We start from the raw sequence: 14,996 nt of genomic DNA on the forward strand, positions 1-14,996 counted from the left end.
AGCCTGCGACGCATGAGCGATCTTCCCTCCATCCAGCAGCCGACGCCGGCGTCGGAGCGCGCGTTCGATGCCAGCGGCGTATCCGGCTGGACCCAGATCTCGAACCGGCTGCTCGACGACCGCATCGTGTTCCTGGGCGACGAGGTGGACGATCAGCTCGCCAACGTTGTCTGCGCGCAGATGCTGTATCTGGAAGGTCAGGATCGGGGTCGCGAAATCTCGCTGTACATCAACAGCCCAGGCGGTTCCGTCACGGCCGGCATGGCCATCTACGACACCATGCAGTTCGTGGCCTGCGACGTGGCAACCGTGTGCTTGGGGCTGGGGGCCTCGATGGGGCAGTTCCTGCTCACCGCCGGGGCGCCGGGCAAGCGCTATTGCCTGCCCCACGCCCGGGTGATGATGCACCAGCCGTCGGGCGGCGTGCGGGGTCAAGCATCGGACATTGCCATCCAGGCCGAGCAGATGGCCTACGTCAAGCGCCTGATGGCCGAGCGCACGGCGCTGCACAGCGGTCAGGACGTGGAGCAAATCCTGCTCGATTCCGAGCGGGATCGTTGGTTCACCGCAGAGGAGGCGAAGGCCTACGGCTTGTGCGATCACGTGATCGTCAAGCGCGGCGAGATGATCTAGCCGGGCGCAGCAGTGCTCGTGCGCCTGGTCTAGCCAGGCGCAGCAGTGCAATGGCGGGTGACGTAGTCGACAACCCGCTGGGTGGCGGCATCCTGCGTCTCGAGGAACGGATCCTGTGCCGCAATCACCGCGGCGGCGCGGTCGAACGTCTCGCGTGAAGCTGTCTCGGCGACGGCTTCGGAGAGCGCCGCAGTCAAGTCGGCCAGCAGAACCATGTCGGGGCGGATATCCGCCGGTGCCGCTGCCGCAGCATCTGCGAACTGGCGGGCTGTGCGATCCATTGCCTCACGGGTGCTCGTGTCATCGTTCGGGTTGACCGTCAGGCTGAGCTGATCCACGACCAGCAGGTGGGCGAACTCAGCGCAGAACTCCTCGACGGAGGGTTCCCCGCTGTCGCGCCACAGCGTGAGTCGCAAGGCAAGAGCGACCGCTACGACGGCGGCGGCGATGAGGAGCCAGCGCCGGCGAGCTGTCACGGTCATCACGCTCGGAACGCAGCCTCCGCACGGCAACGCAGGTCCGCGACGCCGTGCGCGAGCCCCTCGTCATAGCGGTACAGCGCGCTGCCCGATACGAGAACGTTGGCGCCCGCTGCAGCAGCACCGCCGATGGTCTCGGCCGAGATGCCGCCGTCCACCTCGATGTCGATGCCCGCGCCCGACGCCCCAGCCGCACCGCTCCCGGAGATGAGCTGGCGCAGGGCAGCGATCTTGGGCTCCATCGTGGCGATGTAGGCCTGACCGCCGAACCCCGGGTTGACGGTCATGACGAGCACCATGTCGACCAGGTCGAGCACGTGTGCCACAGCGTCGATCGGTGTCGAGGGATTGATGGCCACCGCCGGTTGCGCGCCCAGCTCGGCAACCCGGCTGAGCGTCCGATGCAGGTGCGTGACCGATTCGGCGTGCACGATCAGCATCTCGCACCCGGCGTCGACGTAGGCGCCGAGCATCGGGTCGGGGTCGGCGACCATGAGGTGTGCTTCGAACATCACGCCCGCGTGCGGGCGGCAGGCAGCGATGACGTCGGGGCCGAATGTCAGGTTCGGCACGAACACGCCGTCCATGACGTCCCACTGGATCCGGTCGACGCCTGCCTCCTCCAAGGCAGCGCACTCGTCTCCGAGGTGCGCGAAGTCGGCAGGCAGGACAGACGGGACGATCTGGATGGACCCGGGTGCCGTCGGCGAGGACGTGTTCACCCGGCCAGTGTTGCCGACGCGCCGCCCCGAAGCGCGGCAGTTATCGGCGATCTAGTTGAGGCGCTCCACGATCATGGCCATGCCCTGACCGCCGCCGACGCACATCGACTCGAGCCCGAAGGTCTTGTCACGGTCGGCAAGGCCGTTCAGCAGCGTCGTCATGATGCGGGCACCGGTCATGCCGAACGGGTGGCCCAATGCGATGGCGCCGCCGTTGAGGTTCAGCTGGTCGACGATGTCGATGCCCAGCTCGTCTGCCGACGGGATCACCTGGGCAGCGAAGGCCTCGTTGATCTCGACCATGTCGATGTCGCTCATGGTCATGCCCGCACGTGCCAGCGCCTTCTTGCACGCCTCGATCGGGCCGAGGCCCATGATTTCGGGGTTCAGCGCAGATACTGCCGACGAAATGATGCGCGCCAGCGGCGTGATGCCCAGCTCATCGGCACGCTTGCGGCTCATCACCATGACCGCAGCAGCGCCGTCGTTCAGCGGGCATGCATTGCCGGCGGTCACCCGGCCGTCGGGGCGGAACGCGGGCTTCAGCTGCGAGACAGCTTCGTAGGTGACACCGGCGCGGGGCCCGTCGTCAGAGCTGACCACGCTGCCGTCAGGCAGTTCCAGCGGGGTGATGTCCATCTCGAAGAAACCACGACCGATGGCAGCCTCGGCCTTGTTCTGGCTCATCACGCCGTACTCGTCCATGGCCTGGCGGCTGACGCCCTTGTGCTCGGCGACGTTCTCGGCCGTCTGGCCCATCGCGATGTACAGGTCGGGCAGGCCGGGTGCGGGAGCCCAGTCGCCGTGGCCGCCTTCGGACCGCACCTTGGTGCGCTCGCCGGGCGCACGGAACTGCGGGTTGGTGGTGCCGGGCAGGCTGTCGGAGTTGCCCTTGTCGTAGCGGCTGACGCACTCGACGCCGGCGGCGATGAAGGCGTCGCCCTCGCCGGCACGGATGGCGTGTGCGGCCATGCGGATGGTCTGCAACGAGGACGAGCAGTAGCGGTTGACCGTGGTGCCGGGCACGTCGTCGAGGCCGGCCAGGATGGCCGAGGCGCGTGCGATGTTGAAGCCGGCCTCGCCGCCCGGCTGCCCGCAGCCCAGCATGAGATCCTCGATCTCGCCGTGGGGCAGCTCGGGCACCTTGTCGAGCAGCTTGGTGACAATCTGCGCCGTCATGTCGTCGGGCCGCATCTCGGTCAGCGAGCCCTTGAAGGCACGGCCGATCGGGCTGCGGGTGGTTGCGACGATGACTGGGTCGGTCGCTGCATCTGTACTCATGTGGTGTCCCCTCTGAGGACGCGCCGAACCTGTCTGCAGGATCGGTCACGCTGCGTGTGCGAGCCCAGAGGCTACGTCATTGCCCGGCGCTTCGTCCGGGTAAGCGCACGCCCTCCTACGAGAGCAATCGTGCGCTGTGCAGGCTCAGGCGCTCTGGAGTGCCCGCCAGACGTTCTGGGGGCTGCAGGGCATGTCGATGTGGTCGATGCCCAGGTGGGCGACCGCATCGCACACCGCATTGTGCACCGCCGGCGTGGAGCCGATCGTGCCCGATTCGCCGATGCCCTTGGCACCCAGCGGGTTGCGGGGGCTGGCAGTTTCGGTGTTGGACACCTCGAAGCTCGGCAGCTCGGCGGCCGAAGGCACCAGGTAGTCGCCGAGACTCGGATTGCGGGGCTGGCCGTCGCCGTCGTACTCGACGTGTTCGTACAGCGCCTGCGCGATGCCTTGGGCAATGCCGCCGTGTTGCTGGCCGTTCACGATGAGCGGATTCATGATAGTTCCGCAGTCGTCGACCGCCACGTGGCGCACCAACTCGACCTCGCCGGTGTCGCGGTCGACCTCGACCACGGCCACATGGGAGCCGAACGGGAACGTGGAATCGGTGCCGTCGAAGTTCTCCTCGGCCATCAGGCCTGCCTCGAGACCTGACGGGCGGGCGCCGTCGTCGTTGGCCAGCCTCGCGATGTCGGCCCAGCTCACCGAGCTGGTCGGCACGCCGGCAACGGCAAGGCCGCCTTCGGCCACCACGATGTCGTCGGCAGACGCCTCGAGCAGGTGAGCGGCGAGCTGCTTGCCCTTCTCCAGCACAGCTTGGCTCGACAGGTACACGGCCGAACCAGCCGTCTGCAGCGAGCGCGAGCCCAGCGTGCCCGCACCCGAAGGCACCTCGGCGGTGTCGGCATCGAGGTGGGTGACCTGATCCATGGGAATGCCCAGCACTCCCTCGACGATCTGGCTGAATGCCGTGTCGTGGCCCTGACCGTGGCTGGAGGTGCCCACCCGGATCGTGGCTGTGCCGTCTTCGTGCACTTCGGTGCTGCCGTACTCCACGTGCAGGCCCACCGGAGCGGTGATCTCCACGTACGACGACACGCCTATGCCCAGCAGCTTCGAGTCGCCGGCGTCGCGCCGGGCCTGCTGCTCGGCTCGCAGATCGGCATAGCCGGAGGCTTCGAGCACGGCGTCGAGGGCCTGCTCGTACTCGCCGGAGTCGTAGCTGACGCCCGTCTGCAGGGCGGTCGGGAAGGCATCGGGCTGCAGGTAGTTCTTGCGTCGGATCTCGGCCGCGTCCATGCCGATCGCGGCAGCGGCCTTGTCCAGGATGCGCTCCACCATCTGGGTCGCCTCTGGACGCCCGGCGCCGCGGTACGCACCGATCGGCGTGGTGTTGGTGATGACCGTCTGCGAGACGAAGTCGATCACGGGAATGTCGTACACGGCCTGGCTGAGCATTCCCGTGAGCATCGGCAGGATTGCACCGATGATCGGGTAAGCCCCGGCGTCGGCAATCACGTGCGCCTTCAGGCCAACGATGCTGCCGTCGTTGCGTACGCCCATCTCCACGTTCATCACCATGGCGCGGCCCTGCACCATCGACAGCATGTTCTCGGTGCGGTTCTCGGTCCACCGGGTCGGGCGGCCCAGTGCTTGGGCAGCTTTGCCGACGACGATGTACTCGGGGTACACCGCGGCCTTCGGGCCGAAGCCGCCGCCAACCCACGGCGCGGTCACCCGCAGCTGATCCGGTTCGAGGCCGAGCGCGGGTGCGAGCGCCTCATGCTGGGAGTGGGCGTTCTGCACCGACAGGTGCAGGGTCATGCTGCCGTCGCCACCCGGCACGGCCACGCACCCGTTGGGCTCCATCGGAGCGCCCGCCAAGCGCTGGGTGACGATGCGCTCCGACACGACGTGGTCAGCACCGGCGAGGGCGTCCACTCCCGGCCGCTCGCCGGTCTCCTCATCCGGGCCCGGGATAGCGAACGGGAAGCACACGTTGGATGCCTGCCCGTCCCATACGACGGGCGAGTCGGGATCGGCCGCCCGCTCGAAGTCCGAGACGACCGGCAGGGGGCTGTAGTCGACGTAGACAGCCTCGGCGGCGTCATTCGCCTGCGCTTGGGTCTCTGCGACCACTGCCGCCACCATGTCGCCGACGAAGCGCACCCGGCCCGCCGCCAGCGGCGGGCGGTTGAAGTCGGGCGGCATCATCGGGAAGCCTTGGAACGCATCCATCGGCAGATTCTCCGACGTGTACACCGCCACGACGCCCGGCATGGACGCCGCCTCGGAGGTGTCGATCGAGACGATCTCGGCGTGAGCCTCCGGTGAGCGCACGAAGGCGACTCGCGCCGCGTCGACGTCAAGGTCGTCGACGTAGTGATTCGCCCCGGTCAGCAGCCCAGGATCTTCCTTGCGCTGAACAGGATTTCCCAAGATCGAACCCGATGCGGCCATCGCTTGCCCCCTTGTGGCTGGCACCCCTGCGGGCGCCGGATTGCATTCAGAACGGCGTGCCCGGCCGCGCACGACCGGGCGTCAGCCGCGACAGTAGCCCAACGCCCAGCCGGCGCTGTGCGCCGCGAGAAGGGCTGCCGGGCGGGCTGTTCAGTCGCCGGCCCGAGCGGTGGCGGCTCTGTCGAGCGATGCCAGCCAGCTCGCCACGGTGTGCGCTGCGAGGCCCGGGTTCTCACACATCCACCAGTGGCCCACATCCAGCAGCTCGGTGACCCTGGCGCCGGCGCGGGTGGCGATGCGGCGGTGCATGACACCGCCGCCGGTGAAGTGATCGCCTGCCGCCAGGATGCACAGGCCGGGCCGTCGGCCGGCCGCAGCGATGTTGAAGCCGAGGGCTGCCATGGCGGGCTGGGCAGCATCGCGGTAGAGCGCCAGGATGCACCGGCCCATGTCGGCGTTGATGTGGGGCACCACGGCTTCGGCAACCTCGGGTCCCATGCCGAGACCTGCATAGAAGGCGACTCGTTCGGCGTCAGGACGGCTGATCATGCGCTCGATGGAGGCGTCCCCCTCCGGGGTCTGCCACAGCTGTGCCGCGTCATGCCAGACGTAGTCGGGATCGAACAGGCCGATGACGTCGGTGCACCACGAGCGGATCAGGTCCGGGCGCTCCATGGCGATGCGCATGACGTGTCCGCCGCCCCAGTCGTGCCCCAGCAGGTCTATGTGCTCGGCGCCTGCCGCGAGCAGTTGCTCCAGCTCGTCGGCAAGCCAGTCCCGGTACTCGTTCATGGTGGCGCCGAAGCCGTCGGGCGCGGGTACGCCGAAACCCGGCGGCGACAGTGCCACCACATCGGACGGGCCGACGCCATGGCGCTCGACGGCGGCGCGCATCGGATCCCAGATGGCAGTTGTCTCGGGGTTGCCGTGAACAAGCACAAGCGTCATTGCGAACGTCTCCCTGTTCGGGAATCAGGACTTTCTTGGGGGTGGATGTGGGGGCTCAGCCAGTCGGTGCAGCGGTGCGACCGGCTGCACGCAGTCGAACGGTGGCTTCGACATCGACCGATCGGCCATCGTCGCCGATCACCACGCCGTAGTCACGGCGGGCGCCCTCGACGCTGACGACGTCGTCCATCACGTCGCGCAGCACCACGTCGGGCTCTCGCTCGAATGCGTCGCCCCAGCCGCCCCCGCCGGGAGTGTCGGCGATCATGCGTGCGGGACCCATCCGCTTCACGCCGTACTTGGGCGGCACGAACGTCGGCCCGTCTTGTTCAACGTCGACGGGAGCGATCCATTCCAAGCCGACTCCGCCGGTGCCGCCGCCGCGCACACCGTGTCCGGACGGCGTGTCGAGGCCCTCAGCCCGGAACGACCAGATGGCGGGCCGGAGGATGTCGGCCTCGTAGCGCACCCCGGTGCCGCCACGGCGGCGACCCGGCCCAGCGTTGTCACAGCGCTGCTCGTGACGCACGTAGCGCACTGGATACATCTGCTCGTGGAACTCCAGGTTGGGCATGTCGAGGCCGCCGAGGCTGATCAGGTGCCCCATCTGCACGAAGCCGTCGCGTTCCGCGGTGGCGCCTGGTGTGCCCATGGCGTGCCACTGGTACATCACCCACGTGGTGCCGTCGTCGTTGCGACCGGCCACATGCCCGTGCATCGTCTTTGACCACGCCGCACACGCCCTGCCCGGGTCGGCCTGGGCGAGCGCCTGCCAGGTGGCGATCACGATCTCGTGTGCCACGTACACCGTGTTCATGGTCATCGGCGCCGGCGGCCGGGCATTCACGATGCTGCCCTCGGGGGCATTGACCGTGACCGGCCGGTAGGTGCCCTCGTTGCGAGGGATGGACGTGTCGAAGAACGACGACAGCGCCAGGAACACCGACGAGTACGTGTTGGCGACCGAGCTGTTCTTGAAGCCCTCGATCTGTGGATCGGTGCCGGTGAAATCCAGTTCCATCTCATCGCCGGTGATGGTCATGCGGACGCGCACGGCGATGTCGGCCGGTCCGAAGCAGTCGTTGTCGGTGCGGTCCTCGCCGTAGTAGGTGCCGTCGGGCAGGGCGGCGATGGCGGCGCGCATGCGGCGCTCGCCGTGCTCAAGCACGCCGTCGAGATAGGCCTGGTAGGCGTCGATGCCCAGCTCGGTTGCGAGCCCGATGACCCGCTCGGCACCTATCCGGGTCGAGCCGATCATGGCCAACAGGTCGCCGTCGAGCAGCTCGGGGGTGCGGCAGTTGATGAGCAGCAGCTCCCAGAGATCTTCCCGCACCGTGCCGGCTTCGACCAGCTTGAGCACCGGCAGGCGGATGCCCTCCTGCCAGATCTCGGTGGCTTCGGGGTTATAGGTGCCGGCCAGGCCGCCGCCGATGTCGGACTGGTGCGCCCGGTTGCAGCAGAAGCCGATGAGCGGCGGTGTGTCGGCGCTGTCGACTGATTCGACTGATTCGGCGAAGATCGGCCGGGCGATGACCCAGTCGGGCAGATGGTTGCCGCCGGCGACGTAGGGGTCCGACAGCAGGTACACGTCCTCAGGCTCGATGCGGCCGCCGTACTTGGCCAGCAGCGCCCGCACGGCAAATCCGCCGCCGCCCGTGTGGATCGGGATGCCGTCGGCGTTGGCCACCAGCGTCCCGTCGGGTGTCGTCACGAAACACGAGAAGTCGTGGCTCTGGCTGAAGATCGTGCTGCGGGCGGTACGAGTCATCACCCAGCCCATGTGGCGGCTGATCTGGTCCAGACGGTTCTGCATCACGGCCAGTACGACCGGGTCGAGCTCGCCGCCCGCACGCGTCGTCGTGGCTCGACCGGTCGCCCCGACCTCTGCCGCCTCGGCCTCGCTGGGTGCGAGATCGATGAACAAGTCGCCGCTGGCGTCCACCCAGAGGCGGTCGCCGGGGCGGGCGACGATCGTGGTGGTCAGCTCCTCGACCAGTGCCGGCCCGACGATCTGGTGGCCCGAGCGCAGCGTCTCGCCGTCGTACACCGGCGTGGGGCACCAGCCGGACGTTCCGTGCCACACGGACCTTGTCTCGAATGGCTCAGGGTCGGCGACTGCGAGCGGCGCAGCGGTGGGGACGACATCGCCCGTCGATGCGCGAGCGATCAAGCGCAACGAGGCGATCATGATCGTGCCGTCGGTCTGCACGTGGCCGTACAGGCGCTGGTACTCGGCTTCGAACGCTGAGCGCACGGCAGCGACGTCGACGGTCGCGGCGCTGCCGGCGAACGCCGGGACCCGGATCGACCACAGCTGGCCGGGGTGGTGAAGCTCCAGCTCGCAGTCCAGCGCCACCGCGGATTCATCAAAGCCTTCGGCACCCATGACGTCGAGTGCGTCCGCTTGCAGCTCGGCCAGCCCAGCCTCGATCTCTGCGGTGTCCAGCTCGTCGAGCGAGCCCATCAGGAAGCGGGTGAAGTCCTGGCGCACGTCGGCGTGGAGCATCCCGATCGCGCACAGCGCACCGGCGTCGCGGGGCACATAGACGCGCTCGCAGCCGAGACCCGCAGCAACCGAGGCGCCGTGCATCGGGCCGGCGCCTCCCGCGGCAACCATGGTGAACCGCCGCGGCGAGTGGCCCCGTTCGATCGAGATGTGCTCGGTGGCGCTGAGCAGATGCTGCTCGACGACTTCCACGATCCCGGCGGCGGCCTCCTCGATGGTCATCCCGAGCGGCTCGGCCACGTGGACCTCGATCGCCTCGCGGGCGGCGTCGATGTCGAGGTCCAAGGTGCCGCCGGCCGATTTGCCGGGACGCAGTCGGCCCAGCACGAGCTGGGCGTCGGTGACGGTGGGGAGCTCGCCGCCGTTGCCGTAGCAGGCGGGACCGGGAACAGCACCGGCGCCCTGGGGTCCCACATAGAGCAGACCGGCCTCGTCGACACCGGCGATCGTTCCGCCGCCCGCGCCGATGGTGTGGATGTCGATGGCCGGAGTGGAGACGTGGTAGCCGGCGATCATGATCTCGTCGCGGGTGTCCACCTCGCCGCCCGACATCAGCAGCACGTCGCACGACGTCCCGCCGATCTCCATCGAGACGAGATTGCCGGGTTGCGCCGCCGTGCGGGCCGCAGAGCTGTCCAGTGCGGTGTCAACCGCCTCGCGGTACAGGTTCAACGCACCCACGGCGGCGGCGGGTCCGCTCAGCAGCAGGTTCACCGGACGCTCGGACAGATGGTCAACCGAGGCAGCACCGCCGTTGGACTGCACCAGCAGGATCGAGTGGCGCAGACCGGCGGCCGCCAGATCGTCGTTCAGCGATTGCAGGTACGACACGATCTTCGGCGAGAGCGCCGCATTGACGACGGCCGTGGAGGTCCGCTCGTACTCGCCCATCAGCGGCGACACGGCTGCCGATGCGGTCACCCAGTCGCCGTCCCACTGCTCGCGCACCGCTTCGGTTGCGGCTTGCTCGTGTGCGTCGTTGACGAAGGAGTTCATGAAGGCGACTGCCACGGCCTCCACGCCGTGGCTGTCGAATTGGTCGAGGATCTCGCCGAGGCCGCCCAGGTCGAGCGGAGCGTGCTCGGTGCCGTCGGCGTCGATGCGGCCCGGCACCGTGGTCCGCAGGTAGCGAGGCACCAGCACGGGGGCGTAGGGAGCGCGGTGATTCCACTGGTCCTCGCGCAGCCCGCGGCGGATCTCGAGCGTGTCACGGAATCCGTCGGTGCCGATCAGGCCGACGGTGGCACCGGTTCCCTCCAGCATCGTGTTGGTGGCCACGGTGGAACCGTGCACGAACAGCGAGCAGTCGGCCAGCACCTCATCGAGTGGCAGGCCCGCATCGACTGCGACGCGTGCCAGCGCGGCATGCACGCCACGGCTCGGGTCGGCCGGCACCGAGGGCACTTTCGCCACCCAGGTGTCGCCGTGGTCGTCGGCCAGCACCAAGTCGGTAAAGGTGCCCCCGACGTCCACACCGATGCGCCATGGCGCCACCGGCCGTCGCTGCGAGCGGTCGGCCCCACCGGTAGTGCCGTTGGGGCCAGGCGTGGTTGTGGACTCGCTCATCCCCCCAGTCTCGCAGCATTGCCCAGCGCACAGCTTGTGCAGTCGTCGATTGGGGTCCAACCAGCCGCGATTGCTCTCGCCGTGGGGGTGCCGCAGCGCTGAAAGCGCACGCGCGGTTCGCGAGACTGAGCCGATGCCGGGACGATCCCGGCCTGACCTGGGAGGTCAGATGGGGGAGCAGGACTGGAGCGCACCGCAGTCGGCGGCGCTCTATGAGCGAGCCCAGCGCTCGATTCCCGACGGCTCGTCGCGGTCGATGCTGCTGCGGCGCCCCCATCCCATCTATGTCGACCACGCCGCCGGTGCGTGGGTGACCGACGTGGACGGCAACCGCTACCTCGACTGCAACAACAACTTCGCCTCGATCATCATCGGCCATGCGGACCCGGGCATCTCGGCAGCCGTTGCGGAGCGGATGGCGCGGGGTTCGGCCTTCTCGCTCGCCAACGATGTCGAGATCGATCTGGCGGAGTTGCTCTGCGATCGTGTCGAAAGCTTCGAGCTGATCCGCTTCTGCAATTCCGGCACCGAGGCCGTGATGGCTGCGCTGAAGGCAGCACGCGGGTTTACGGGGCGCCCCAACGTGATCAAGGTGGAAGGCGCCTATCACGGCACCTACGACCACGCCGAAGCCAGCCTCGGGGCAGATCCCAGCAACTGGGGGGATGCTGCGTCGCCCCAGACGGTGCCGTACGCGTTCGGCACGCCCGCCTCGGTTGCCCACGAGGTGGGCATCATCGCCTACAACGACGCCGAGGGTGCCCGTGCGGCAATCGAGCACGCCGGGGATCAGCTCGCCGCTGTGCTGCTCGACCCGATGCCGAACCGGGTCGGGATGCCCGACCTCGAACCCGAGTTCATCGCCGCCGTGCGCGAGACCACCCGCAAGGTCGGGGCCTTGCTGGTGCTCGACGAGGTGATCACGTTCCGGCTGGGCCACGGCGGGATGCAGACGCTGGCAGACATCGACCCCGACCTGACCACGCTGGGCAAGATCATCGGCGGGGGATTCCCGGTGGGAGCGATCGCTGGGCGCACCGGTCCGATGGAGACCTTTGTGCGGATCGACGGCGACCGGGCCAAGGTGCCCTCGGGCGGCACGTTCTCGGCCAATCCCATCACGATGGCCGCCGGCCTCGAGACGATGACTCGCCTCGACCACAACGCGTTCGCCCGACTCGACCACATCGGTGAAGCGGTGCGCTCGGGCCTGCGGGAACTCTTCGACCGCGCCGGGCTGGAGTGGCAGGTGACGGGCTGGGGCAGCCTGTTCCGGGTACACCCCCACCAGCGCCACATCCGCAACTACCGCGACTCCTACCAATCCAGCGACGAGAAGGCGATCGTCGAGCAGTTCGGCCTGCGCATGCAGGCCAACGGCGTGTACTTCATCGGCGACAGCCTGGGCTCGCTGAATCTGGCCACCACCGACGACGACATTGAGCACTTCCTGATGGCCGCTGCGGCCTCGCTGCCGGGGGGATAATGCGGGGCAATGCCGACGACGCCGCTTGACCACGAAGCTCCTGCCAATATCGCTGCGGGCTTCGACGCCGACCCTGCCAACTCGCTGTCATTGCATGCCGATGCGTACATCTCCCAGCGTTGGCACGACATCGAGCAGCGTGAGGTGTTCGCTCGCAGTTGGCAGTGGGTGTGCCACGTCGAGTCGCTGCGCAATCCCGGCGACTACGTCGCGCTGGAGGTCGCCGGCATGCCGATCGCGCTGGTGCGAGGCAACGACGGCGAGCTGCGGGCGTTCTACAACGTCTGCCAGCACCGGGCGCATCACGTGCTTGCCGGGGCCGGCAACACCGGCAGCATCGTGTGCCCCTACCACGGCTGGGCCTATGACCTGTCCGGTCAGCTGCACCGGGCGCGCGAGACAGACCGGGTGCCGGGGTTCGACCCGTCGCAGGTCTGCCTGCAGGCGGTCCGGGCGGAGGAGTTCGGTGGCTTCGTCTACGTCAACCTCGACCCCGACGCCGAGTCGCTGGCAGTCCAATCCGGGGACTTCGGCGCCGAGATCGCCCGCTGGGCGCCCGACGTGGCCGAGCTGACCCACGTCCGGCGCTTCAGCTACGAGATCGCCTCCAACTGGAAGAACGTCGTCGACAATTTCCTGGAGTGCTACCACTGCCACATCGCCCACCCCGATTTCGTGACGCTGGTGGAGATGGACACCTACCGCGTCACCACCCACGGCATCTACTCCAGCCACATGGCACGCGCGGGCCACTCGGACAACTCGGCCTACGACGTCGAAGGCTCCAGCGTGAAGGATCTCGCCGTGTGGTGGCTGTGGCCCAACACCTGCCTGATGCGCTACCCGGGTCGAGGCAACTTCAGCATCATGCAGATGGTGCCCACCGGGCCCGAGACGACTCACGAGACGATCGACTTCTACTTCGAATCGGCGGAGCTGGACCCGGGCGACATCGAGTCGATGCGCTACATCGACGAGATCCTCCAACCCGAGGACATCGGCATCGTGGAGAGCGTCCAGAACGGGATGCGCACGCCAGCGTTCACCCAGGGCCGCATCGTGTGCGATCCAGACGGCTCCGGGCTCTCCGAGCACGGCGTGCACCACTTCCACGGGCTTGTGCTTGACGCCTACCGCCGCGCCGGCGCCATCTAGCCATCTGGCCGCCGCAGCATTCCGTCCGCCGTTGCGGCGGCTCTGCGACACTGAGCCGATGACGGAACGGATCGGGTCACACGCGGGTGGCCAACGCTCGGAATCGCAGTCGGCTGCGCTGTATGAGAAGGCGCACCAGTGGATTCCCGACGGCGTGTCGCGGGCGACGCTGTTGCGGCGACCGAACCCGATCTACGTGGATCACGGTCAGGGTGCCTGGGTCACCGATGTCGACGGCAATCGCTACCTGGACTGCAACAACAACTTCACGTCGATCATCGTCGGGCACGCGAATCCGGCGGTGACGGAGGCGGTGAGCGCGCAGATGGCCCGCGGCACTGCGTTCGCGATGGCCAGCAACGTAGAGATCGAGCTCGCGGCGCTGCTGTGCGATCGGGTGGAGAGCTTCGAGCTGATCCGCTTCTGCAACTCGGGAACCGAGGCGGTCATGGGGGCGCTCAAGGCAGCCCGTGCATTCACCGGACGGCCGAATGTCATCAAGGTGGAGGGCGCGTACCACGGCACCTACGACCACGCCGAAGCGTCGCTGGCGTCGAACCCCACCAACTGGGGCGACGCAGACGCACCGGTGACGGTGCCGTACTCGGTCGGCACGCCCGATTCGGTGACCGAAGAGGTCAGCGTCATCCATTTCAACGATGCCGACGGGGCTCGGGCGGCGATCCGGCGCCAGGGCGACCGCTTGGCCGCGGTGCTGCTCGACGTGATGCCGAGCCAGGTCGGGCTGCCGGCCATCGAGCCCGAGTTCATAGCGGCGATTCGCGACGCCACCCGCGAGGTCGGCGCGCTGCTGGTGCTCGACGAGGTGATCTCGTTCCGGTTGGGCTACAGCGGAGCGCAGACGCTGCTGGACATCGACCCCGACATCACTGCCGTGGCCAAGATCATCGGCGGCGGCTTCCCTGTCGGCGGGGTGGCGGGGCGCAAGGGGCCGATGTCGACGTTTGCCCGGTCGGGGAGCGCCCGTGCCAAGGTGCCCTCGGGCGGAACCTTCACGGCCAATCCCGTCACCATGGCCGCCGGCCTTGCCACGATGAACCAACTCGACCACGACGCCTTCGCCCGCCTGGATGAGCTGGGCGACGCGGTGCGCAGCGGCCTGCGGTCTGCCATTGATGCAGCAGGCGTGGATTGGCAGGTGACCGGCCGGGGGAGTCTGTTCAAGGTGCATCCGCACACCAGGCACATCCGCAACTACCGCGACGCGCATCTCAGCAGCGACGAGGCAGCCGAGCTGGAACGCTTCGAGCACGCGATCCAAGCGGCTGGCGTCTATCTCTCCGGAGGGGGCTTCGGCAGCCTCAGCCTGGCCATGACCGACGACGACATCGCACACCTGCTGGCGGCGGCCACCGCAGCGCTGCCCGGCTGAACCCGCCGCCGCGGCAGAAAATCACTTGTAGTGGTCGCACCGGTTGTGGTTACGCTGGAAGCATGAGCGACGAGCAGATGCCGGAAGGAATGCCCTCGGTGGGCGAGATGCTCGACGAGACCTTTGCGGTTCAGCGCAAATCGCTGCAGCGCATCGAGGAGTCGCAGAAGGAGCTTGAGCGGTCGCAGGGCGAGACGAATGAGCGACTGGAGCGGCTGGAGGAATCCCAAGGACGGATGGAGGAGTCTCAACGTGGCGTCAGCGAAACGCTGAGCGGCCATAGCGCACTCCTTGAGGGGATCGCCAGCAAGCTGGACAAGCTCGCCTCCTGAACCTCGCCTCGCAGCAACTGATCCGCCATTGGGCTCAG

Annotated in this window: 11 protein-coding genes; 5 read left to right on the top strand and 6 right to left on the bottom strand. The window is 68.1% G+C overall.

Annotation, left to right across the window (positions count from 1 at the left end):
• The first annotated feature begins 12 nt into the window (after positions 1-12).
• Entirely contained in the window at positions 13-633 is a 621-nt protein-coding gene (locus ACOGI8_RS05740; RefSeq protein ID WP_419855927.1) for an ATP-dependent Clp protease proteolytic subunit, read from the top strand.
• Positions 634-662: 29 nt separating this feature from the next.
• Here the strand turns inward: ACOGI8_RS05740 and ACOGI8_RS05745 are convergent, their stop codons facing one another.
• From ACOGI8_RS05745 to ACOGI8_RS05770, 6 genes are all read right to left on the bottom strand, one after another.
• Positions 663-1,115 (bottom strand): hypothetical protein, encoded by a 453-nt coding sequence (locus tag ACOGI8_RS05745; RefSeq protein WP_419855928.1) that lies wholly within the window; start codon positions 1,113-1,115, stop codon positions 663-665.
• Positions 1,115-1,834, bottom strand: coding sequence for a ribulose-phosphate 3-epimerase (rpe, locus tag ACOGI8_RS05750; protein WP_419855929.1), 720 nt, complete (start codon positions 1,832-1,834; stop codon positions 1,115-1,117). Before rpe ends, ACOGI8_RS05745 begins: the two co-directional genes overlap by 1 nt.
• A gap of 51 nt (positions 1,835-1,885) precedes the next feature.
• Positions 1,886-3,115 (bottom strand): acetyl-CoA C-acetyltransferase, encoded by a 1,230-nt coding sequence (locus ACOGI8_RS05755; protein ID WP_419855930.1) that lies wholly within the window; start codon positions 3,113-3,115, stop codon positions 1,886-1,888.
• A gap of 144 nt (positions 3,116-3,259) precedes the next feature.
• Positions 3,260-5,572, bottom strand: coding sequence for a xanthine dehydrogenase family protein molybdopterin-binding subunit (locus tag ACOGI8_RS05760; protein WP_419855931.1), 2,313 nt, complete (start codon positions 5,570-5,572; stop codon positions 3,260-3,262).
• Between the two features lie 150 nt (positions 5,573-5,722).
• A complete protein-coding gene (locus ACOGI8_RS05765) occupies positions 5,723-6,520 on the bottom strand; it encodes an alpha/beta fold hydrolase (protein WP_419855932.1) in 798 nt (265 codons plus the stop codon).
• Between the two features lie 55 nt (positions 6,521-6,575).
• Complete coding sequence (locus ACOGI8_RS05770; RefSeq protein WP_419855933.1) at positions 6,576-10,592, bottom strand: hydantoinase B/oxoprolinase family protein; 4,017 nt, start codon at positions 10,590-10,592, stop codon at positions 6,576-6,578.
• A gap of 133 nt (positions 10,593-10,725) precedes the next feature.
• Between ACOGI8_RS05770 and ACOGI8_RS05775 the strand changes: the two genes are divergently transcribed.
• From ACOGI8_RS05775 to ACOGI8_RS05790, 4 genes are all read left to right on the top strand, one after another.
• Positions 10,726-12,078 carry an aspartate aminotransferase family protein gene (locus tag ACOGI8_RS05775; protein WP_419855934.1) on the top strand — a complete coding sequence of 451 codons (1,353 nt, stop codon included), beginning with the start codon at positions 10,726-10,728 and terminating at the stop codon, positions 12,076-12,078.
• 9 nt (positions 12,079-12,087) lie between these two features.
• Positions 12,088-13,233, top strand: a complete 1,146-nt coding sequence (locus ACOGI8_RS05780; RefSeq protein WP_419855935.1) for an aromatic ring-hydroxylating oxygenase subunit alpha — start codon at positions 12,088-12,090, stop codon at positions 13,231-13,233.
• 58 nt (positions 13,234-13,291) lie between these two features.
• Positions 13,292-14,626 carry an aspartate aminotransferase family protein gene (locus ACOGI8_RS05785; protein WP_419855936.1) on the top strand — a complete coding sequence of 445 codons (1,335 nt, stop codon included), beginning with the start codon at positions 13,292-13,294 and terminating at the stop codon, positions 14,624-14,626.
• 62 nt (positions 14,627-14,688) lie between these two features.
• Positions 14,689-14,958: a hypothetical protein gene (locus ACOGI8_RS05790; protein WP_419855937.1), complete on the top strand. Its 270-nt coding sequence runs from the start codon at positions 14,689-14,691 to the stop codon at positions 14,956-14,958.
• Positions 14,959-14,996 lie beyond the last annotated feature (38 nt).

It is taken from the genome of Candidatus Poriferisodalis sp., from assembly GCF_965204195.1.
Taxonomy (GTDB): Bacteria; Actinomycetota; Acidimicrobiia; order Acidimicrobiales; family Poriferisodalaceae; genus Poriferisodalis.